The sequence below is a fragment of the Marinobacter sp. X15-166B genome, assembly GCF_001752365.1.
In the GTDB taxonomy this organism is placed as follows: domain Bacteria; phylum Pseudomonadota; class Gammaproteobacteria; order Pseudomonadales; family Oleiphilaceae; genus Marinobacter.
Genome location: NZ_MEIY01000001.1, coordinates 1,766,984 through 1,788,243, shown reverse-complemented (window position 1 = coordinate 1,788,243; position 21,260 = coordinate 1,766,984). Strand labels below are relative to the sequence as shown.

18 protein-coding genes and 1 pseudogene are annotated in these 21,260 nt (G+C 61.5%); 10 read left to right on the top strand and 9 right to left on the bottom strand.

Going from position 1 to position 21,260, the window contains the following annotated elements; translation table 11 throughout:
• Positions 1-59: 59 nt before the first annotated feature.
• Positions 60-314 carry an accessory factor UbiK family protein gene (locus BG841_RS08375; protein ID WP_070057241.1) on the bottom strand — a complete coding sequence of 85 codons (255 nt, stop codon included), beginning with the start codon at positions 312-314 and terminating at the stop codon, positions 60-62.
• Positions 315-651: 337 nt separating this feature from the next.
• On the opposite strand from BG841_RS08375, the gene glnK reads away from it, so the two are divergent.
• Both glnK and BG841_RS08365 read left to right on the top strand, forming a co-directional pair.
• Positions 652-990, top strand: coding sequence for a P-II family nitrogen regulator (gene glnK / locus BG841_RS08370; protein WP_070057240.1), 339 nt, complete (start codon positions 652-654; stop codon positions 988-990).
• 75 nt (positions 991-1,065) lie between these two features.
• A complete protein-coding gene (locus BG841_RS08365) occupies positions 1,066-2,337 on the top strand; it encodes an ammonium transporter (protein WP_070057239.1) in 1,272 nt (423 codons plus the stop codon).
• Between the two features lie 46 nt (positions 2,338-2,383).
• Here the strand turns inward: BG841_RS08365 and speE are convergent, their stop codons facing one another.
• Positions 2,384-3,244, bottom strand: a complete 861-nt coding sequence (gene speE, locus BG841_RS08360) for a polyamine aminopropyltransferase (protein ID WP_070057238.1) — start codon at positions 3,242-3,244, stop codon at positions 2,384-2,386.
• Positions 3,245-3,459: 215 nt separating this feature from the next.
• Between speE and speA the strand changes: the two genes are divergently transcribed.
• The 5 genes from speA (at position 3,460) to BG841_RS08335 (ending at position 9,535) form a co-directional block, all read left to right on the top strand.
• Positions 3,460-5,367: a biosynthetic arginine decarboxylase gene (gene speA, locus BG841_RS08355; RefSeq protein ID WP_070057237.1), complete on the top strand. Its 1,908-nt coding sequence runs from the start codon at positions 3,460-3,462 to the stop codon at positions 5,365-5,367.
• A 124-nt stretch (positions 5,368-5,491) separates the two neighbouring features.
• On the top strand, positions 5,492-6,085 hold the full coding sequence (locus BG841_RS08350) for a sigma-70 family RNA polymerase sigma factor (RefSeq protein ID WP_228141628.1): 594 nt from the start codon (positions 5,492-5,494) through the stop codon (positions 6,083-6,085).
• Positions 6,082-6,720, top strand: coding sequence for a ChrR family anti-sigma-E factor (locus BG841_RS08345; protein ID WP_322853366.1), 639 nt, complete (start codon positions 6,082-6,084; stop codon positions 6,718-6,720). The genes BG841_RS08350 and BG841_RS08345 overlap by 4 nt, the downstream gene beginning before the upstream one ends.
• Positions 6,721-6,842: 122 nt before the next feature.
• A complete protein-coding gene (tcdA, locus tag BG841_RS08340; RefSeq protein WP_070057236.1) occupies positions 6,843-7,637 on the top strand; it encodes a tRNA cyclic N6-threonylcarbamoyladenosine(37) synthase TcdA in 795 nt (264 codons plus the stop codon).
• Between the two features lie 47 nt (positions 7,638-7,684).
• Positions 7,685-9,535, top strand: coding sequence for a cation:proton antiporter (locus tag BG841_RS08335; RefSeq protein WP_070057235.1), 1,851 nt, complete (start codon positions 7,685-7,687; stop codon positions 9,533-9,535).
• 1 nt (position 9,536) lies between these two features.
• On the opposite strand, the gene BG841_RS08330 is transcribed toward BG841_RS08335, so the two are convergent.
• Together BG841_RS08330 and BG841_RS08325 are read right to left on the bottom strand one after the other, a co-directional pair.
• On the bottom strand, positions 9,537-10,523 hold the full coding sequence (locus tag BG841_RS08330; protein ID WP_070057234.1) for an NADP-dependent oxidoreductase: 987 nt from the start codon (positions 10,521-10,523) through the stop codon (positions 9,537-9,539).
• Positions 10,524-10,631: 108 nt separating this feature from the next.
• Complete coding sequence (locus BG841_RS08325) at positions 10,632-11,429, bottom strand: alpha/beta fold hydrolase (protein WP_070057233.1); 798 nt, start codon at positions 11,427-11,429, stop codon at positions 10,632-10,634.
• A 140-nt stretch (positions 11,430-11,569) separates the two neighbouring features.
• Between BG841_RS08325 and cls the strand changes: the two are divergent.
• Positions 11,570-13,001, top strand: a pseudogene (gene cls / locus BG841_RS08320) (cardiolipin synthase).
• A gap of 28 nt (positions 13,002-13,029) precedes the next feature.
• Here cls and BG841_RS08315 read toward each other — a convergent pair.
• Together BG841_RS08315 and BG841_RS08310 are read right to left on the bottom strand one after the other, a co-directional pair.
• Positions 13,030-15,246, bottom strand: coding sequence for a patatin-like phospholipase family protein (locus BG841_RS08315; protein WP_228141627.1), 2,217 nt, complete (start codon positions 15,244-15,246; stop codon positions 13,030-13,032).
• A 12-nt stretch (positions 15,247-15,258) separates the two neighbouring features.
• Positions 15,259-15,831: a hypothetical protein gene (locus BG841_RS08310; RefSeq protein WP_070057231.1), complete on the bottom strand. Its 573-nt coding sequence runs from the start codon at positions 15,829-15,831 to the stop codon at positions 15,259-15,261.
• A gap of 195 nt (positions 15,832-16,026) precedes the next feature.
• On the opposite strand from BG841_RS08310, the gene BG841_RS08305 reads away from it, so the two are divergent.
• Positions 16,027-16,392, top strand: coding sequence for a hypothetical protein (locus tag BG841_RS08305; RefSeq protein ID WP_228141626.1), 366 nt, complete (start codon positions 16,027-16,029; stop codon positions 16,390-16,392).
• On the opposite strand, the gene BG841_RS08300 is transcribed toward BG841_RS08305, so the two are convergent.
• Positions 16,389-19,157 (bottom strand): transporter substrate-binding domain-containing protein, encoded by a 2,769-nt coding sequence (locus BG841_RS08300; protein ID WP_070058750.1) that lies wholly within the window; start codon positions 19,155-19,157, stop codon positions 16,389-16,391. The two genes, BG841_RS08305 and BG841_RS08300, sit on opposite strands and share 4 nt — an antisense overlap.
• Positions 19,158-19,306: 149 nt before the next feature.
• Here BG841_RS08300 and BG841_RS08295 point away from each other — a divergent pair, with 149 nt between their 5' ends.
• Entirely contained in the window at positions 19,307-19,540 is a 234-nt protein-coding gene (locus tag BG841_RS08295) for a DUF2789 domain-containing protein (protein ID WP_070057229.1), read from the top strand.
• On the opposite strand, the gene xerC is transcribed toward BG841_RS08295, so the two are convergent.
• A complete protein-coding gene (gene xerC, locus BG841_RS08290) occupies positions 19,537-20,502 on the bottom strand; it encodes a tyrosine recombinase XerC (RefSeq protein WP_083260219.1) in 966 nt (321 codons plus the stop codon). The genes BG841_RS08295 and xerC overlap by 4 nt on opposite strands.
• Positions 20,502-21,248, bottom strand: a complete 747-nt coding sequence (locus BG841_RS08285; protein WP_070057228.1) for a DUF484 family protein — start codon at positions 21,246-21,248, stop codon at positions 20,502-20,504. Before BG841_RS08285 ends, xerC begins: the two co-directional genes overlap by 1 nt.
• Between the last annotated feature and the right edge of the window lie 12 nt (positions 21,249-21,260).

Here is a 21,260-nt window from a genome sequence, read left to right as displayed (position 1 = left end):
TCCCTGGCACCCGTTGTTCACTGCAGGCGGGCATGGCGGTCGCCACGCCGGTCAGTGGTTCACTGTTTGGCCAGGGTCTGCTCGAGTTCGGCCACCCGCAACTCCAGCGCGTCGACTTTCGCCCGTGTTCTGAGCAGTACCGCCTGCTGGGCATCAAACTCTTCCCGGGTCACCAGCTCAAGCCGGGCCAATACCGACAGCACCGTGGCCCGGGCGTGGCTTTCAAAATCATCTTTGGCGGCCTTGGCCATATCCGGTACGAACTGCCCCAACTGTCCCTGGAGCTGGGCTAACAAATCCTGCGGACCCTTCACATATCACCTCGTTTTTTCAAATTACCGTGGGCGGTAAAACTGGCGGCCACGCCGCGAACGACAAGGTTACCGATGGCAAGGAGTGTAACACATCGTGTGTCCTGCCATACTGTGACCACGCTGGCGGCGCGGGCACGCACCGAAATGGTTCGGCCCCCTGACCGGTGCACCAACAGGGTGCACAACTGCGCGAACTGCGGCCCTCAGCAGCCTTTAACAGACTGGTTCTGAATGTTTTTTTTGCGTTGGCACACACAGTGCTTTCTACCTTGCATGCCGTCCGCACGATGGGTGTGCGAGGAACGGGCACTGACTCGACTAGACCAAGGAGAAAGCAATGAAACTTGTGACTGCGATCATCAAGCCGTTCAAGCTGGATGACGTCCGTGAGGCGCTGTCCGAGATTGGCGTACAAGGCGTCACCGTGACCGAAGTCAAAGGCTTCGGCAGACAGAAGGGCCACACCGAGCTCTACCGGGGTGCCGAGTACGTGGTCGATTTCCTGCCCAAAGTCAAAGTGGAGGTCGCTATCGGTGACAGCTTGCTGGATCAGGTCATCGAAGCCATCACCAAGGCAGCCAACACCGGCAAAATCGGCGACGGCAAGATCTTCGTTACCGAACTGCAGCAAGCCATCCGGATACGGACTGGCGAGACCGGCGAAGAAGCGGTTTAAGGCGCCCAGCCAACCACCTGCAAACCAACGCAAAAAACACCTTACTCTAACCAAGCCTCGTGCGGAGGGCTTCGTATGGAAAGCAATGTTTATCAGTTGCAATACGCCATAGACACTTTTTACTTTTTGATGTGCGGTGCCTTGGTCATGTGGATGGCCGCCGGTTTTGCCATGCTGGAAGCCGGTCTGGTCCGCGCCAAAAACACCACCGAAATCCTTACCAAAAACGTCGCCTTGTTTGCGACGTCCTGTACCATGTATCTGGTGTGCGGCTACGCCATTATGTACGACGGCCCGCTGCTTCTGGCCGGCATCAGCACCGTTGACGTCAGCGGAGTGCTGGGTGACTTTGCCGGCCGCGAAGACGGCTTTGAAGGCGGCTCTATCTATTCCGGCGCGTCGGACTTTTTCTTTCAGGTGGTGTTCGTCGCCACCGCCATGTCCATTGTGTCCGGCTCGGTCGCCGAGCGCATGAAGCTGTGGGCATTCTTGCTCTTCGCCATTGTGATGACCGGATTCATCTATCCCCTCGAAGGGGCCTGGACCTGGGGCGGCGCTGCGGTATTCGGACTTTACTCCCTCGGTGATCTTGGGTTCAGTGACTTCGCCGGGTCCGGCATTGTGCATCTGGCCGGAGCCACGGCGGCCCTCGCTGGCGTGCTGTTGTTGGGTGCCCGCAAAGGCAAGTACGGCCCCAGAGGCGAGATCCGCGCCATCCCCGGCGCCAACCTGCCGCTGGCGACCCTGGGCACCTTCATTCTGTGGATGGGCTGGTTCGGTTTTAACGGCGGTTCGGTCCTGAAACTGGGGGACATCGCCAGCGCCAATGCGGTCGCCATGGTGTTTCTGAACACCAACGCCGCCGCCGCGGGTGGCGCGATTGCCGCTTTGCTGGCCGCGCGCCTGCGCTTCGGCAAGGCCGACCTGACCATGATGCTGAACGGTGCCCTCGCGGGTCTGGTGGTGATCACCGCAGAACCCTCCACCCCCTCGGCACTGACCGCCCTGCTGTTCGGTTTGCTCGCCGGAGCGGTGGTGGTGTTCAGCATTCTCACCCTCGACAAACTGCGCATAGATGACCCGGTGGGGGCCATTTCGGTGCACGGCGTCTGTGGCTTGCTGGGCCTGCTGCTGGTCCCGGTGACCAACGCCGACGCCAGCCTGGTCGGGCAGATCGCGGGTGCCCTGACAATCTTTGTCTGGGTGTTCGCCGCCAGCCTGGTTGTCTGGAGTCTCATCAAGGTGGCCATGGGGCTGCGGGTGAGCGCGGAAGACGAGTACGACGGCGTGGATCTGGCGGAGTGCGGTATGGAGGCCTACCCCGAGTTTGTGGTCAGCAAACCCTAACCCCCCTCGCAAGCATACAGGGCACCCGCGGGTGCCCTGTTGACGTTCAGTCTTCCAGCGCGTCGAGCATAAACTGTGGCATGGCCAGGGCGCCGTGATGGGTGCCCGGGTTGTAGTATCGGGTAACAAACGGCCGGTTGGCGGCGTCTTCCTCGCGAAAATACCTGACCGGGTTGTCCCTGCTGGCCATGGTGCAACTCCACCAGCCGGTCGGATACACCGGCTGGGGAAACGGCAGGGTGTGCACATGTTCGAAGCCCGCCTTGCGCATATCGCTGTGGATGCCTTTGATAATAGTATCGGTATGCAACAGCGGTGACTCACTCTGCTGCACAAGGATCCCTCCCGGGCGCAACGCCAGCATGGCATCCCGGTAGAAATCGAGGGCAAACAGGCCTTCCGCCGCCCCCACCGGGTCGGTACTGTCGACAATGATCAGATCGAGGCTGTCGGGGTCGACCTCGGTCATCCACTTGACCCCGTCTCCGAAAAAGAAGTTGGCGCGGGGATCGTTGTTGGCTTCGCACAGCTCGGGAAACCAGGTTTCCGCCAGGCGGGTGACCCGCTCGTCGATCTCCACCTGCCAGGCTTCTTCAACGCCGGGGTGTTTGAGCACTTCTCTGAGGGTGCCGCAGTCCCCACCGCCGACGATGACCACCTTTTTCGGGTCTTTATGGGTAAATAACGCCGGATGGGTCATCATCTCGTGGTACAGGAAATTGTCACGGGTGGTCAGCATCACACAGCCGTCCAGCACCATCAGATTTCCGAAGGTTTCGGTTTCATAGATTTCCAGTTTCTGGAACTCACTTTGCTCTTCGTGCAGCTTGCGCTTGACCTGGAGCGAGAAGGCCGTGCCTTCGTTCTGAAATACTTCTGTAAACCAACCGTCTGCTAGTGTGGTCATGCCTGCTCTCCGATAATGTACGGTTCCGGGTTGTCCGGGTAGGTTGCTGGCTGCCATTGTAGGTGCCCGCAGCCGCGAGCTGAAGCCTTTCATCAGTCGCGGGCCTTCCCGGGCCGCGATTCATTATTGTCTGCTTTTAGAGCGCCGCCTTAACTCATACAATAGCGGGCTGAAGTCAGTTTTACCCCATCGTCTTTTGGACAGGTAGTTACCCGATGAATGAATCTTCCGGTGCGCACGCCCACAGGATCTACAACATCCGCCATTGGGGCGAAGATTATATCGACGTTGATCAGCAGGGCGATGTGTTGATTCGAACCGACCGCGATCAACCGGACACCACCATCAACCTGCCCGCGCTGGTCAACCGCCTCGCCAGTAAAGGCATTCACCTGCCGGTGCTGGTGCGTTTTACCGACATCCTGCACAGCCGGGTCAACACCCTGTGCGATGCCTTTAACCAGGTGGCGCAGGAGCAGGACTACCAGGGACGCTACACCGTGGTGTACCCCATCAAGGTCAACCAGCAACGGCAGGTCGTGGAGGAACTGATCCGCACCGAACCCGCCGCCAGCATGGATCAAATCGGTCTGGAGGCGGGCAGCAAGCCGGAACTGATGGCGGTTCTCGGGGTCTGTCCGGCCAATTCGGTGATCGTCTGCAACGGTTACAAAGACCGCGAATACATTCGGCTGGCGCTGATTGGCCAGCTGCTGGGCCACCGGGTGTATATTGTGGTGGAAAAGCCGTCTGAATTACCGCTGATACTGGCTGAGGCCGCCGCGCTCAAGGTCACCCCCCTGCTGGGGGTGCGGGCGCGTCTGGCCACCATTGGCAAAGGCAACTGGCAAAACACCGGCGGCGAAAAATCCAAATTTGGCCTGTCGGCCACCCAGATTTTGGAGGTGCTGGCGACCCTGCGGGCGGCCGGGGCCCTGGACAGTCTGCAACTGCTGCATTTTCACCTCGGTTCCCAGATCGCCAATATCCGCGACATCCAGACCGGCCTGCGGGAGTGCGCGCGCTTCTACAGCGAATTGCGGCAGTTGGGCGCACCGGTTACCACGGTGGATATTGGCGGCGGTCTGGGTGTGGATTACGAAGGCACCCGCACCCGCAGCAGCTGTTCCATGAACTACAGCGTGGCTGAGTACGCCTACACCGTCATTCACACCCTGCAGGCGGAGTGCGATCGTACCGGTTGCCCCCACCCGGACCTGATCAGCGAGTCCGGGCGGGCCTTGACCGCGCACCACGCCGTATTGATTACCAACGTGATAGACCGGGAACCCCCGGAAACGGAGATTCCCTCGCGCCCGGAATCCGACGCCCCGGCGCCCCTGCTGGACCTGTGGCGCAATTTCGAAAGCCTGTACGAGGACAATTCGCCCCGCTCCCATGTGGAAATCTACCACGACGTGCTGCACGCCATGAGCGATGTGCACACCCAGTTTCCACTCGGCTTGCTGACCCTGTCCGAGCGTGCCGACGCCGAACGCATCTATACCGCCTGCTGCCGGGCCCTGCAACGGGCGCTGGACAGCAGCAACCGCGCCCACCGGGAAATCATTGACGACCTCAACGAAAAGCTCGCCGACAAGTTGTTCGTCAATTTTTCCCTGTTTCAATCCCTGCCGGATGTATGGGGAATAGACCAGATTTTCCCGATTCTGCCCCTGTCGCGGCTGAACACCCCGCTGACCCGCCGGGCGGTGATTCAGGACATCACCTGCGATTCCGACGGGCGGATCGATCAGTATGTGGACGGCCAGGGGATCGAAACCACCCTGCCGATCCCGGAGCACGACCCGGACCACCCTTTGCTGATGGGCTTCTTCATGACCGGTGCCTATCAGGAAATACTCGGCGACATGCACAACCTGTTCGGCGACACCCACTCGGTGGATGTGCGTCTCAACGACGCCGGCCAATACATCATCAGCGAATCGGTCGCCGGTGACACCGTGGCCAAGGTGTTGCGGTACGTCAATTTTGAACCCCAGGAACTGCTGCAAGCCTACCAGGCGAAGTTCCGCGCCAGCGATCTCGACGGTGACCGGCAGCAGGCGTTGATGGCCGAACTGGAGAGTGGTCTCAGCGGTTATACCTACCTGGAAGACTGAGCGGCACCGGGGGCTGATCCGCGCCGGGCGCGGAATCGTACCATCAACACTGACAACCCGGCAGCGAGTGCATAGAATGATGGGACAGTCACAGGCCGCCTCAGCCCACAGCAAGGAGCACACTGTGGTGCCAACAGACAAGCCGGTGCGCACGGACGGCCCGCAAGACCACTGGAGCCAGCTGCTGCGCGCGGTCGGCAAACATCAGGATCGGGCCGCGTTTCACGCCCTGTTTGTGCACTTCGGCCCGAAAATAAAGTATTACGCCCTCGCCAATGGTCTCACCAGCCATGCGGATGAGCTGGTGCAGGAGGTGTTTGTGTCGATTTGGCGCAAGGGGGCGTCCTATGACTGGCGCAAAGCGGCCGCCTCCACCTGGATATTCACCATCGTCCGCAATCAGCGCATCGACATGCTGCGCAAACAGCAGCGCACCGGCGCCGAAGTGCCGGTGGCAACCGACGACCTCTGGCAGATTCCCGGTACCGACGAGGACGACCCCACGGCCTCTCTGCACCGGCTGATGTCGGAACGCCGGGTGCGCGCCTCGTTAAGCCAGTTACCGGAAGATCAGATCACCGTCATCACCAAAGTCTATATGGAGTACAAGTCACACCAGCAGGTTGCCGAGGAACTGGGCATTCCGCTGGGCACCGTCAAAAGCCGGGTGCGCCTGGCGCTGAAAAAGCTGCGCGTCATCCTGCAGGACCCGCCATGATGATCCGCCACCACCCCGACCTCCATCGCCTGCTGGAGTTCAGCGCAGGCAACCTGGGCGATGCTGAAGCTCTGTGTATCCGCCTGCATCTGGACCTGTGTGGTGAATGCCGCAACCGCGTCGATGCGCTCGACAGTCTGGGCGCGGTGGTGATGGAGCGGCAACCGGAGCTCGGCCTGTCGCCCTCGGTGTTCGAACGCGTACTGGAACGGATCGATGCCGACCGAGCGGCCCCGCCTGCCTCTGCGGGCGGCGCTACCGGGGTGTTGACCCGCATCCTCGGCACCGACCTGTCCTCAGTCCCCTGGAAACAGTCACTCAAGAACGTCGGTGTGGTTGATCTGACCAGCCGTTTTCCTGCCCAAGGTCACCGGGTGCTGCTGCTCAAACTGGCCGCCGGGGGGACCGCACCGGCGCACACCCATCGCGGCGAAGAAATCACCGTTGTGCTGCAGGGCGCGTTTGCCGATCAACAGGGCGTGTTTCATCAGGGGGATTTTGTGGTGCTTGATTGCCAAGACAATCATCGCCCGGTGGCGGTGGGTCAGGAGGACTGCATCACCCTGTCCGTACTGAGTGCGCCGCTCCGGTTAACCGGCCGGTTCACCCGCTTGCTCAATCCGTTTATCCGCTAAGGGTGCGCCGGCCTGTGCTGGGCCGACACCACGGCCAGGCCGGCGCGGCTTTTGCTTCGGCCCACCGGGTTTTTTGCTACACTTCCGCCTTATTTGTCCGGAGCAGATATGGGGCTGGTGCAATGATGACTGATGACTACGGCTTCCGCTTCGGCGGTATTGAGCGTTTGTATGGCCGCAAAGCCCTTGAGGCCTTTCGCAATGCCCACATTGTGATTGCGGGTTTGGGGGGGGTAGGTTCCTGGGCCGCAGAGGCGGTGGCCCGTACCGGCATCGGCACCATTACGCTGATCGATATGGACGACATCTGTGTCTCCAACACCAATCGCCAGTCCCACGCGTTGCAGGGGCAATACGGGCGGACCAAGACCGATGTGCTGGCGGAGCGGCTGGCGGCCATCAATCCGCAGGCCGATGTGCGTATCCATTTTGGATTTATTAACCCCAAAAACGTCGCCGAACTGATCACCGCAGACCATACTGGGGTAATCGACACCATCGACAGCGTCAAGTCCAAGGCCGCGTTGATTGCGCACTGCAAACGCCACAAAATCCCGTTGATCTGTTCGGGCGGGGCCGGCGGCCAAATGGACCCGACCCAGATCCAGGTGGCGGATCTGAGCCGCACCACCCAGGATCCGTTGCTGGCCAAAGTGCGCAACCTGTTGCGGCGGGAGTACAACTTCACCCGCAACCCCAAACGCCGCTTCGGGGTGGAGGCCATCTACTCGCTGGAGCAGCTGACGTATCCGGCCGCCGGTGGCGAGGTGTGTCGGCAAAAGCCGGTGGCCGACGGCCCGATGCGGCTGGACTGTGCAACCGGCTTTGGTGCCGCCTGTCCGGTCACCGCGTCGTTTGGGTTGTTCGCCGCTTCCCGGTTGATCAACCGCATTGCCACACAGGCCCGGCAAGGCTAACCGCCGCTGTGCGGGTGACATCTGACCTGCAAGGAGCCTGAGTCTTTATGTCTGTCAGCGTGATCGTTCTACTCGCCATGATCGGCGTACTGTCGCTTGTCTGCCAATGGCTGGCCTGGCGCCTGCGGGTGCCCGCCATCCTCTTTCTGCTGGCCAGCGGACTGGTGGTGGGCCCGCTGTTGGGCTGGCTCAACCCGGAGCCGCTGTTCGGCCAGCTGCTGTTTCCCATGATTTCCCTGTCGGTGGCCATTATCCTGTTTGAGGGCAGCCTCACCCTCCGTTACGAGGAGATCCGCGGCCACGGCAACATGGTGCGCAATCTGATCCCCATTGGCTCTCTGGTGACCGCTCTGGTCGGCACTCTGGCGGCCCGCTGGGCGCTGGGGGTGTCCTGGGAAGTGGCGTTGCTGTTCGGGGCCATTTCGGTGGTCACTGGCCCCACGGTCATTGTGCCCCTGCTGCGTTCCGTCAAGCCGACCGCCAAGCTCGCCAACATCCTGCGCTGGGAAGGCATTATCATCGACCCGATCGGCGCGTTGCTGGCGGTGCTGGTGTTCGAAGGCATTGTTTCCTGGGGCCAAAGCAACGTCTTCAGCCATTCCCTGTACATTTTCGGCAAGACCCTGCTGGTGGGACTGGTCATCGGCGGGGTGGCTGGCTGGCTGAATGGTCTGGCGCTGCGCAATCACTGGTTGCCCCAGTATCTGCACAACCCCGGTACGCTGATGTTCATGCTGGGGGTGTACACCCTGTCCAATGAGTTTGCCCACGAATCCGGGCTGGTGACTGTAACCGTCATGGGGATCTGGATGGCCAACATGAAACGGGTCCCGACCGACAGCCTCATCGAGTTCAAGGAATCCCTCAGTGTGCTGCTGATTTCGGCGCTGTTTATTATTCTGGCGGCGCGGGTGCAGTTCAGCGCCATCGCCGATCTGGGCTGGGCGCTGATTATTGTGTTACTGGCGCTGATCCTGGTGGCCCGGCCGGCCAGCGTTTTCCTGTCGGCGATTGGCACCAGCCTGAACTGGCGCGACAAATTGTTTCTCAGCTGGGTCGCGCCCCGGGGTATAGTGGCGGCCGCGGTGTCAGCGCTGTTTGCCCTGCAATTGCAAAACAGCGGTCAGGGCAACGCGGAGGCGCTGGTGCCTTTGGTGTTCATCCTGATCATCACCACGGTCACCCTGCAAAGCCTGACTGCCCGACCGGTGGCGCGCCTGCTGAAAGTGGCCGAACCGGCTGAGTACGGTTTTCTGATCCTGGGTGCCAACCCGCTGGCGCGGCAGATAGGGGCCGCGCTGGCCCACCACGAAGTGCCGGTGGTGCTGACCGACACCAACTGGGAAAACGTGCGTCAGGCGCGCATGGACAATCTGAAAGTCTATTTCGGTAACCCGGTGTCCGAGTATGCAGCCACTCATCTGGACCTGACCGGGATTGGCAACCTGCTGGTGATATCGCCCTACAAGCATCTGAACTCGCTGGCCACCTACCATTTTCTCGACTGGTTTGGCGACCGCCATGTCTACAACCTGACGGAAGGCGATCAGGATCCGGATGCCCGTCACCAGACCGCGGCGAAGATCCGGGAAACCCGCGGACTGTTTGGCCAGCTCAGCTATTCCCGGCTGGCCAGCCTGATTCACGAAGGGTATGGGGTCAAGACCACTCAGCTGAGCGATGCGTTCGGCTATGAGGAATTTCAGGCGCAATACGACCAGCAGGCGATCGTCCTGTTTGTGATCGACGGCAAGGGCCACATCAACCCGGTGACCGCGGATCAGGAACTGTCCCCGGACAGTGGCTCGGTGCTGATCAGTCTGGTGCCCCCGCAGCCCGAGAAAGAGCGCGGGGAACAAGCCTCCGGCCAGCCCCCGTCGGACCAGCCGGCGGCCTGAATCAGGCCTGTCGGCAGTCGAACACCAGCTTGCCCCGCACCCGTCCGGTTTCCAGGGTGCGGTGCGCGTCGGCCGCGGCTTCCAGCGGATAGCGCTGGTCGATGTGAATGGTGACGTCACCGTCTTCAATCAGCTCGGCAATCTCTTCCAGATGGAACACATCCGGTCTCACCGTCATGCCGTGGGCCCGCAGCCCCAGTTCTTCCGCAGCGGAGATGATTTCATCCGCGGTGACCGTAGGCACGGTCACCAGTACGCCCTGCTCCCCCAGAGTGCGCAGGGCTCGTTTACCCGCTTCACCACCGAGCAGGTCCAGCACTAGATCCAGGCCGTAACACTCTTCCTCTACATTGGTGGTGTGATAATCGATAATCTCGTGCGCACCCAGCTTGTCGAGAAAATCGGTGTTGCGTTCCGATGTGGTGGCAATCACGTGGGCGCCCCGGGCAAAGGCAAACTGCACCGCAAAATGACCAACGCCCCCGGCGCCGGCGAGAATCAGCACCTTCTGTTCGGGCTCCAGCTTGCCCACCTCAAACAGCGCCTGCCAGGCGGTCAAGGCCGCCAGCGGCAGCGCACCGGCAGTCACCAGGTCCAGTTCTTCCGGCACCATCACCAACTCGTCGGCACGGGCGATGGCGTAGTCGGCGTACCCGCCACCCGCACTGGGAAACCCGATCATGCCCATCACTCGGTCACCAACCGCAAAGGTGGTGACGCCACTTCCGATGGCCACCACTTCTCCGGACATGTCATAGCCCGGGGTCCAGGGCAGCGAATCTTCGATCTGACGGGCCGCAAAGCCCAACCCTTTGCGGGTTTTCCAGTCGATGGGATTGAGTCCGGCGCCGGCCACCCGCACACAGACCTCACCCGCCTCAGGCTCCGGCACCGCCATAGTGGCCGTGCGCAACACCTCCGCTTCACCAAACCGGTCATAAACCACGCACCGGGCTTCTTGATCGCCCGCAGGCATTACGTCGCTCATTGGGTGTTCTCCTGTTCAATCTGTGTAGATAAGGCCAAAGCCTGTGTTGAGCTGCGAACCTCAGAGTAGCAGATATCCGTCACACACTATTACCGCACCGGATCGGGATTACAACGACCGGCTCAAAAAGGCCTGGCAGCACGCGACGAACTCGGCGGTTTGTTCGGCGTGCAACCAGTGGCCTGCGTCTTCAATCACCCGTATCTCGGCATCCGGAAACAGCCGGTTGATCTGCTCATGATGCTTGGTCTGAATGTACGCTGAATTGGCCCCTTTGAGAAACAGCACCGGGCCGTCGAATGCCCCCTCCCCCTCCGGCGCCCGCGCCAGTTTGGGGTAATCGGCCACGATCACCGGGACGTTCAGGCGCCATTGAAACTGCAGATTGTCATCCTCACGCTCATCCGCGGGCAGACGCACCAGGTTTTTTAACAAAAACTGGCGCACCCCCGGCGTGTCCACATACGGCGCCAGTGCTTCATCCGCCTGCTTGCGGCTGGTGACCCCGTGCAGATCCAGTGCCTGCAAACCTTCCAGCACTTCGTTGTGGTGGGGCGGGTAGGTCACGGGGGAGATATCGGCAACGATCAGCCGGGCGACCCGCTGGGGATAGCTCAACGCCAGTTGCATGGCGACCTTGCCGCCCATCGAGTGCCCCAGGAAATGGGCCTGCCCGAGGCCCTGCGCATCCATATAAGCGATGACATCTGCGGCCATGCCGGGGTAGTCCATCGAGTCGGTATGGGGCGAGCCACCGTGATTGCGCAGATCCAGGCCATGAATTTCATAATCCTGTTTGAGCTGCTGGGAGACGGCCCCCAGATTCTCCAGGGAACCAAACAACCCGTGGAGCACAATCAGGGGTTCTCCCTGCCCTGTCACCCGACTGTTCAATGCTACACTCATTCTAAGCCACCCCCATGAACTGAAACACATTATGGAAGCGGGCATTCTGCGTCCCCGGGGTGCGCCACGTCAATGCAACCCAGGCGACCAACACCCCGGGATCGCCCTATCGCCTTGCCCGCACAAGGAACATTCAGCCCATGGAGCATTTGTCTTTTGTCACGCTGGGCATAACCCTGCTCTATGCTACGGCGTTGTTTAGCGTTTACCGCATACTGCTGTCCTACCGAACGCCGCAAGGCGCCATTGCGTGGATCATCGCCCTGCTGGGTCTGCCCTTTCTGGCGGTGCCTCTGTTTGCCCTGTTTGGCCGCAACCGGTTCAGCGGCTACGTGCAGGCGCGGCGGCTCGGCGAGCGCTCACTGGCGCCGCTGCTGACCCATTTTGAGCACAAGATCGATCGGGTGGCCAGTCCCGAGCACCAGCATGCCCTGGATGAGTTGCACCTGCTGAGCCGGCTCGGCGGCCAGCCCTTCACCAACGGCAATCACTGCGAACTGCTGCGCAACGGCGAAGCCACCTTTCAGGCGCTGTTTACGGCCATGGAGCAGGCCCAACACTACATTCTGCTGGAATTCTATATCGTTCGTTCTGACAAGGTCGGGCGACGTATAAAAAATGTGCTGCAACGGAAACTGGCGGAAGGCGTGAAGGTGTTTTTTTTGATACGACGACATCGGCAGTTTCGGCCTGTCGCGGGGCTACCTCAACGCCCTCAGCAAAGCGGGCGCCAGCGTGGCGTCCTTCGGCGATGGCAACATCCGCCGGCGCCGCTTTCAGATCAATTTCCGCAATCATCGCAAGCTGTTGATTTGCGATGGCACCATTGGTTTTGTGGGTGGCATCAATCTGGCGGATGAATATCTCGGCAGCGTCGCCCATCAGGCCCCATGGCGGGACACCCATTGCCAGATTACCGGCCCAGCGGTGCTGGGGCTGCAACTGGCGTGGGTTGAAGACTGGAGCTGGGCCACCGGGGCCACGCCGCAGCTGAACTGGCAGCTACCCGACCCGTTGCCGGGGGATCAGGAGGTGTTGATTCTACCGACGGGCCCCGCGGATACCCATGAAACCTGCACCCTGTTTTTTCTCAACTGCATCAACAATGCCCGCACCCGGCTGTGGATTGCCTCGCCCTATTTCGTGCCGGATTTGCAGGTGGTCAATGCCCTGCAGCTGGCGGCTTTGCGGGGCGTGGACGTCAAGATCCTGATCCCGCAGAAATCAGACAATATCTTCGTGCAGCTGGCGGCCTATTCCTATCTGGTGCAAGCCAGTCACGCGGGCGTCGGCATCTACCGCTACCAACCGGGGTTCATGCACCAGAAAGTGGTGTTGGTGGACGACCGTTACGCGGCCGTGGGCACCGCCAACCTGGACAACCGCTCCATGCGTCTAAACTTTGAAATCACCGCGCTCAATACCGCCCCCGCGTTCGTTGCCCAGGTCACCGCCATGCTGGAACAGGATTTGCAGCTGTGCCGCAAAATGACGGAGACCGATTACAGCCACCGATCTCTGTTATTCCGGATCACCTGCCGCGCGATCCGCCTGCTGGCCCCGGTTCTGTAACGGGCGCTGGCCCCATCGGGGGGATCCGCTAGTCGAACAGGCGCCCCAGGCTATAACCGATTTTCAGATACCCGGACCAGCCGGTGTCGTTGTTGTAGGCACCGGCCACCTGGACGGGACCCAGGAAGGTGTCGATGCCGGCAAACAGGCTCCAGGAGCGCAACAGGGTGGCACTGCGGATATCCGCCAGACTGTCCCAGGCATTGCCGGTCTCCACCCCGGCACCGGCAAAATAAGGCACAAAGGGGCCGCCAAACTTGCGATAGCCGAACACGGATACCAGCGCCGCATCCTGGCCGGCAATTTCACCGTGACTGAACGACGACAGGCGGCGAAAGCCGCCCAGCAGCACATAATCTTCCACCCCTGCTTCACCACGGACCACCGTGTCCGCATACAGCAGGCCCACCAGATGATACTGACGCCACTGCAGCGCCTCGGAGAAGATCGCGGTCACCCGATCGTAATCCCGTTCTCCGCCGAGCCCGGGGCGTTCAAAGGTGGTTTTCAGACCGACAATCCGACCCTCACCGGGCAGGTGGGCGTCGTCCATGGTGTCGTAGAGGTAGCGCAGATGCCAGCTGCCCCGACTGACTCTGGTATCGCCACCCGGCGCGCCGCCGAACCGCCCGTCGGTCGTGGCGTACCCCCGGGTCAACCCCAACCGCAGCTCGCCCCGGGTTTCCAGTTCGTAGCCAAACGCAAAGTCGGCCTGGCTGCGGGCCACATTGACCTCGGATATCCGGTTACCGGCGCCATCAAACCCGTTCAGGTTTCGTTGTTCGTATTCAGCCCCCGCGATCACAAACCGGTGGAAGCTGTAATCCAGCGGCTGGAACCACTCGGTTCGCACATAAGGTTCGGTGCCCAGCTGCACCCCGGTCAGCCACTCGCCCCCCCGAGCGTTCAACTCGGTCATGCGCAGGGCAGCGGCGATGTTGAAGTGAGTGTCACCGGTAAAGGTATCTTCGTAGCCGAGGCCAAAACTCAGGTAATTGGGCCCCCAGCTTTTTTCGTCGACGTCCAATTCCAGCACCGAACCCCCGTCCGCCGGCGCCAGGCTGTAGGCGACCGTCTCGTAGTAGCCCAGGCCATAAATCTGCTTCAGGTCTTCTTCCAGTTGCTGCACGTCCAGCGGCTCGCCGATGCGCTGGCTCACCCGGGAGCTGATAAACTGCGCGGACAGGCGTGAATCTTTATTGACGGTGATGTCGGTGATGAGGCCCGGCTCGAACTGTCGCCGCCGGCGCCGGTCGGTATAGCGCTGCCAGGCGGCGGCGTCCACACTGAGGCGGTTGAGGGCAACGGCTCGTTTGCGGGCGGAGGTGGCACCACGCTCGATGATAATGGGGGCGTCGTAAAAATCGGCCGATGTAATGGCCTCCAGATCCGGCTGGATCAACACATCGGCCGCACTCAGTCGCTCAAGCTGTGCTTCGGAGTTGAGCCGCGTCATCAGGGTGGTCAGCTGATTGACCACCGAGAACGCCCCGGCCAGACTGTCTCCGGCCGCCAGGGTGTCGGAGATGTCCACCACGATCACCACTTCGGCCCCCATCTGCTGGGCCACACTGACGGGAATATTATTGGCCACCCCGCCATCGACCAACAGCCGGCCGTCTTTGCTGACCGGGGCATAGACCCCGGGGATGCTCATGCTGGCGCGCACCGCTTCCGCCAGATGGCCGTCTCCGATGACCACCTGGCGACCGGTTTCCAGGTCCGTTGCCACCGCCCGAAACGGTATGGGCAGCTGATCAAAGTCCTTCACCAGAGCGGCATCCCGGGTCAGTTCGTTCAGAATAAAACCCAGATTCTGACCGGAAATCAGCCCACGACCGAGGTGCACACCGTCGGCCCGCAGACCGATCCCGGGCGTCACCGGATAGCGCCAGTCTTCCTGTTTGCGCCGCACCGGTTTGTAGGCCCGCCCCGGACTGTCCTGAAAACTGGATAACCAGTTCATGTCGACAAAGCGGTCTTCAATTTCGTCAACCGGCATGCCCAGGGCATACAGGGCCGCAACCGCCGAGCCGGCACTGGTGCCGACAATCAGATCGACCGGCACCTTGATTTCTTCCAGCACCCGCAAGACCCCCACATGCGCGAGTCCCTTGGCACCGCCGCCGCTGAGCACCAGCCCGACCACCGGTCGGGTTACCGGCGCTTCGGTGGTTTCATTTGCGTGTCCGGCGGTCCCCAGCAGCAGTGCCACCAACAACAGCAGCAGCCGTTCAGTGCTCACCCCGTGCGCCATTTACCGGTCATGCTCGTCGCCCGGGTCATCGGCCAGTGACAGGTGCGAGGTGTCGGGAACGATGGGCGGCGGCGGCTCCGTGGGTTCCGACAGATCACTGCCGGGTGCTGCCAGGGTCCAGTCGTCCAGATGCTCGAACATCGGCGCTTCGATGTTGCCGGGTTCACTGAGCGTCACGCCAACGGGAGCCAGTGACAACGCGGACCCGGTGAGGATTTTGTCCACCCGGTCACCGGCCAGTCTGGGACGCTCGCCCGGCTCCACCCGGGGGCCTGAAGCTGGCGGTGCGGCCGGTGCAGCTGCGGGTTCGGGTGCCTCGGAAGCCGCAGGTGATGGTTCCGGTTCCACCCGGGTCATGGGCTGGGCGTAGGCTTTCAACCCGTGCCGGGCGAGCACAGCGATGTACTTTTCAGCCTGGGCCTGCTCGAGCTGGTTGCGGATCACCACCGGCTGCCCACTGAACATTCGGTCGATCTGCTCCAGCGATGCCTTGAATAAGGTTCTGGCGTTGGCACGGGCCGCCTCGGGGGCCACCCCGGGCAAACACTCACCTTTGAATATCAGTTGAAACATTGGCCTGTCCCTCCCTGTGGGCTCCATTGCGCGTGTTTTTTAACCACCAGTCAGATGATAAGTGATTTCCGCTGACAAGTACGACGCAAACAGTTGAAAAATATCAGCGACACAGCAACCCGTGGCCACTAAAGTCTGCAATAATACCTGTAACAGTGCTTGTCGCTGCGTTACAGTGCGTAAAGGGAGGTTCTTATGGCGCCAGGGATGTTTGTCCGAGCCAGTGCGTTGCTTTGCGGTCTCGCCGCATCCTCTGCGGCACTTGCAGAAAATCTCGATGTGCTGATGAGCAGCCTGTTTGCCCCCACCGAAGTTCGCTACATTGGTTTCGACAGTGTTGAGCGCGAGGACATTCCGCGGACCTCCGCGGTTGATCGAAAATATCTGATTGTGGACTTTCGCTTCGACATTGAGCCGCCGGCGGAACAACTACAGGCCAACGTCCACAAGATCTGCATGGCGCTCATTGGCGACCGCGAGCTGATTCGCTCGCTCTCGGCCGAAGGGTACGACATGATCGCCGTGGCGTTTGACCGCCACAGCCAATACGACTGCCTTTAACCGAGGGTGCTGCTTGGGGTTTCCAGCAGTCCCGGGAAAGCCTCCAGCGCATGGTTCACCGCATCCAGATTGAAGGCCTCCACGTCGGCGAGCAGTTTTTCGCCGTACAAGGTCACCCGCCGCGAGCGGAACTGCTCGCCCCAGGCGATCACCCGTAACGCAAACGCCTTCATTTCTTCCGGGTCGCCACTTTCACGCACCACCTTCCACTCATCACCGAAGTCGCCCAGAAGCTGGTTTCTGAGCCAGCCCCGCTCCCGCATGTTCAGGGTCTCGATCAACGGCTGCTCAGCCTGGGGGAGCTCCGATTCCGATTCCTCGGTCAGCGCCGTGACCTGCACCTGCGGCAATCGGACCACAAACGTGGAGCCTGCGCCCAGCTCACTGGTCACCGTCAGTTCGCCGCCCATCATGGTGGCCAGTTTGCGGCTGATGGCCAGCCCCAGCCCCGTGCCGCCGTATCGCCGGGTACTTTGCCCTTCCTGTTGCTCGAAGGCATCAAAAATCAGGTGCTGCTGATCGGGCGCGATACCAATCCCGGTGTCTACCACGGTGATCTCCAGCGCATAATACTGCAGCGCTTTGTAGGGGCGCTTGCCCTCGGCGGCGGGGGCCTCCGCCGACAGCTGCGGAGCGCTGACCGGGGTGGCCGTAGCGGTCACCGTCACGCCGCCCTGGTGGGTAAACTTGATCGCATTACCCACCAGATTGAACAGCACCTGCCGCAACCGGGTTCCGTCCAGCATCATGGCCGCGGGCATGTCCGAAGCGACATTCACTTCGAGGGTGATGCCCTGTTCCACCGCCCGCAGGTCAAAAATATGCCGCACATCATCCAGTAAGCGCCGCACGGACAAGGGGTTGTACTCCAGTCGCAGCTTGCCCGCTTCGATCCGGGACAAATCCAGAATGTCATTGATCAGCATCAGCAGGCTGCGGCTGCCCGCGCGTATGGCCTCGATATAGGTGCGTTGATGGGGGTCGGTGACGGTTTTCTCCAGCAGATCACTGTAGCCAATCACCGCATTCATGGGGGTGCGTATTTCATGGGACATGTTGGCGAGAAATTCGCTTTTGGCCCGGTTGGCGCTTTCTGCCTCCCGGGCCAGTCGCTCAGCTTCCAGCTTGGCCGCGCGCAGCTGATCTTCGCTGAAGCGCAACGCGGTTTCCGAACTGATCCGTTCGTCCACTTCCCGGGACAGTTTGCGGTTCCAGTACAAAAAGATCAGCACCACCAGCACGGCCACCAGAATGACCCGTTTGACCACGGTGTAATCAGTGGCGTGTTCAATATCCAGCTGCACCCAGCGCTTATAAATCGACTCGGTTTCGACCGCGTCCATGCTCCCCAGGGTTTTGTTGATGATGCGCAACAATTCGGGCCGGTCTTTGCGCACCGCCATGCGCAACTGGTACTGATAGGGGGTGATGCTGGTAATACGCAGATTCGACAATCCCAGGCGGGACACGATATAACTGACCGCCGGGATGTTGGTCACCATCACGTCCAGATCGCCGTTCGACAGCGCCAGCAATCCGTCTTCCACGGTGGGCACCGGGTACAAGTTCAGATCCGGATGGTTGATCAGCAGATAGGCATGCCCCGCCTGTTCGCGAACCACCCCCACGCGCTCCCTGCGCAGCTCCCGCAAGTCACCGATGAAGCGCCCATCGTCACGAATCACCAGCACGATGGGCAGGCTGAGGTAAGGCCGGCTGAACAGAAACTCCCCTTCCAGTTGGGGAGTTTGCGATAACGCGGGCAGGATATCGATCTCGCCACTGCGCAACTGCTCCTCGGCCCGGCCCAGGCGATCAAAAGCCCGACGGTCGAACTTGACCCCCAGATTGGTTTCAAAACGGGCGAGCAGGTCGGGGGCCAGGCCACGAAACTGACCCTCTTCGAAAAACTCAAACGGGGGCCAGCTGGAGCGCAGCCCCACACGCAGCTCCGGATTGCGCTTGAGCCAGTCCAGCTCCGCCCCACTGAGTTCCACGTCCTGCGCTTCCCCGGCCTTGGGAACCACAAACGGCAGCCACGACTGACGAATGCTGCGGTGCTCGTTATGACTGATCGATTCAACGGCCCGGTCAAGCACGCGGTGCATTCGCGGGTGCTCGTCCGGCACTTCAAGGAACACGTCCACGGACTGGCTGTCCAGCAGCACCGCCAGACCGATGCCGTTGATCAGCGCCGCTTGCAGGTAATCGGTGACCACCGGCACCGGCCCCACGAAGGCGTCCGCCTGACCCGACATGATCATGCTGACCGCTTCGCTGACGTTCGCCACCGGCACCGGCACAAAATTCTCGACCGGATCAAGAAACACAAACTGGTTGGGGTCGCCCTCGATCAGGGCAATGCGTCGCCGCTCGAGGTCCCCCAGCTTGCGGACACTGGCATCCCCGGCATCCACGAACACTCCGTAGGTCAGCGTCATCAGGGGTGCAGTGGACAGCACCCCGGTGCCCAGAGTCTGTCCGGGCACCAGAGCGACCAGGCGGGCGTCGATGTCGCCCCTGAGCAGCCAAGATTCCAGCTCGGTGGCTGTGCCGGCGACCCCGCGCACCGCCACCCCCAGTTTGGTCGCCAGCATGTCCATGTAATCCAGATAGGTGCCCGCCAACCCATCGTTCAGGGTTTCAAAGGCCAGCGGCACCTGGCCCGGTTGCACCCCGATGGTTATGCCTTCCAGCTGATCGAGCCACGCCAGTTCTTCCACGCCCAGCACCGGCGCGGGCGATGCCACCGGCGGCTCGGCCATCACCGGCAGCGTCCCGAATCCGAGCACCGCTATAATGACCCGTAGCAATACCTTGATCACTGGATATTTTCTCCGCTTCCACTACATTAAAACTGAGCGTTACCGCTTCCCGGATAGTACCACCATCCAGCGTCTTTGGAGGTGAAAGTATGGACACCAGCCAACACTCGTTAAGCACCCTGTTCGATCAGCTGGGCCTCGACTCGGACCCCGACAGCATCGAACATTTTATTCGCACGCACTCACCGCTGCCGCAAGAAACCCCGCTGTCCGAAGCCCCGTTCTGGAGCAGCAGCCAGGCCACTTTTCTCCGCGAAGGGCTGGCGGATGACTCCGATTGGGCCGAAGTAATTGATGAACTGAATGCCCTGCTGCGCCACTAATCGTCCGTTCGCCGGCGCCGGCGTGCCCGGGGGTGGCTGCGATCATACACGTTGGCGAGGTGCTGATAATCGAGGTGGGTGTAGATCTGCGTGGTGGCAATATCCGCGTGCCCCAACAACTCCTGCACCGCACGCAGATCACCGCTGGACTCGAGCATGTGGCTGGCAAAGGAATGGCGTAACAGGTGGGGATACAGGGTTTGCTCCGCGCCCTTCACCGCCCCCCAGCGTCGCAGGCGCAGCTGCACGGAACGGGCGCCTAACCGCCGTCCCCTGCGCCCCACAAAAAGCGCCGGTTCCCCCTCGGCAGCCAGGCCGGCACGCACCACCAGCCAGGCCCGGATGGCGGCGCAGGCTTTCCGCCCTACCGGCAGCAGACGCTCCTTGCGACCTTTACCCAGCACCCGTATCTCAGCGGCCGTCAGGTCGATCGTGCTGACATCCGTTGCCACCAGTTCAGCAACCCGCAGACCGGCCGAATACAACAGTTCAAACATGGCCCGATCCCGCACTTCCAGCGCGTCGTCGGGGGGGGCCTCCAGCAGGCTGTGCAGTTGGTCTACATCGGCGACCGCGGGCAGTTTGCGGGCCGCTTTCGGGGCACGAAGACCCAGCGCCGGGTTGCCCCTGACCCGCTGTTCACGCACCAGGTAACGGTAGAACCGACGAATGGCCGACAAATGCCGGGCGATGCTGCGCCCGCCCAGACCGGAACGGCTGAGGCTGGCCACGTACTGACGCAGATGATGGGTGCGCAGCTCCGCCCACGTCAGCCCCTCGCCGTGCGCATGATTGGCCAACCGGAGCAGATCCCGCCGGTAATGTCTGCAGGTGTCGGCAGATTGGCGGCGCTCGGTCGTCAGGTAAGCAATAAACTCATTAACCGGCGCAAGCCACGGTTCGGGCAAGGCGCAGTCGCCATAGACGGAGACGTCCGTTGCGCCGCTGACGGGTGACGCCATCAGAGCGGCTCGGCGATCGCTTCAACCAGGGTGGCTCTGGTTTGGTGTTGCTGCAGCATGGCGGGCAGGAGTCGACTGAGGGTGTCGCTGATGTAGGTCAAAAACAGCGAGCCCATGCTCTGGTCAAAATAGCCTGGCTGACGGCAGCCCACCGCAAATACACCGCGCAACTGGTGATCCCGCAGGGGGATCAGGGCAACGGAGGCAATCGGGTCTTCAATCTGCGGAAACAGGAAGGCCCGTTCGCTGTCGCGGAACTGGCCACAGACCGCCCGGTCGCCGTCCAGAAACGCGCCGATGCGGGCCTGGGCTTCCGCCGGGGAGACCAGATGCAACGCCCCTTCCGCACTGACCGGCAAGGGTTTGTCACTGAACAATACCAGGGAGGCCGCATCCAGGCCAAAGTCGCGGCGGATGCTGTCGTCGATGGCGGCGGCCATCTCATTCAGGTTGCGCGCTTCAATCACCTGCAGCAGCAGGCGCTTGCTCTTGGCAAACAAGCGATCGTTGTGGCGGGCGATGGCGACCAGTTCAAGCAACTCCTGCCGCAAGGTGTCCCGCTGCTCGCGGAACAGGTGCACCTGACGCTCCACCAGCGAAATAGCGCGCCCACTGTGATGGGGCAGCGTCAGACTGCGCAACAGTTCGTCCTGGTCCAGAAAGAACTCCGGATGGGCACGCAGGTAGTCGGCAACCGCCTCTTTGCTCAGTTCTCCGGCCTTCTTGCGGGCCGTTTGATCGGTCATCACACTCTCCTT

Coding starts and splice junctions, on each gene's coding strand:
- BG841_RS08325 (WP_070057233.1), bottom strand. CDS start 11,429: ATGAGTGTAGCATTGAACAGTCGGGTGACAGGGCAGGGAGAACCCCTG.
- BG841_RS08330 (WP_070057234.1), bottom strand. CDS start 10,523: ATGAGCGACGTAATGCCTGCGGGCGATCAAGAAGCCCGGTGCGTGGTT.
- BG841_RS08335 (WP_070057235.1), top strand. CDS start 7,685: ATGTCTGTCAGCGTGATCGTTCTACTCGCCATGATCGGCGTACTGTCG.
- BG841_RS08345 (WP_322853366.1), top strand. CDS start 6,082: ATGATGATCCGCCACCACCCCGACCTCCATCGCCTGCTGGAGTTCAGC.
- BG841_RS08295 (WP_070057229.1), top strand. CDS start 19,307: ATGGACACCAGCCAACACTCGTTAAGCACCCTGTTCGATCAGCTGGGC.
- BG841_RS08285 (WP_070057228.1), bottom strand. CDS start 21,248: ATGACCGATCAAACGGCCCGCAAGAAGGCCGGAGAACTGAGCAAAGAG.
- speE (WP_070057238.1), bottom strand. CDS start 3,244: ATGACCACACTAGCAGACGGTTGGTTTACAGAAGTATTTCAGAACGAA.
- BG841_RS08365 (WP_070057239.1), top strand. CDS start 1,066: ATGGAAAGCAATGTTTATCAGTTGCAATACGCCATAGACACTTTTTAC.
- tcdA (WP_070057236.1), top strand. CDS start 6,843: ATGATGACTGATGACTACGGCTTCCGCTTCGGCGGTATTGAGCGTTTG.
- xerC (WP_083260219.1), bottom strand. CDS start 20,502: ATGGCGTCACCCGTCAGCGGCGCAACGGACGTCTCCGTCTATGGCGAC.
- glnK (WP_070057240.1), top strand. CDS start 652: ATGAAACTTGTGACTGCGATCATCAAGCCGTTCAAGCTGGATGACGTC.
- speA (WP_070057237.1), top strand. CDS start 3,460: ATGAATGAATCTTCCGGTGCGCACGCCCACAGGATCTACAACATCCGC.
- BG841_RS08305 (WP_228141626.1), top strand. CDS start 16,027: ATGGCGCCAGGGATGTTTGTCCGAGCCAGTGCGTTGCTTTGCGGTCTC.
- BG841_RS08310 (WP_070057231.1), bottom strand. CDS start 15,831: ATGTTTCAACTGATATTCAAAGGTGAGTGTTTGCCCGGGGTGGCCCCC.
- BG841_RS08300 (WP_070058750.1), bottom strand. CDS start 19,157: ATGGCCGAGCCGCCGGTGGCATCGCCCGCGCCGGTGCTGGGCGTGGAA.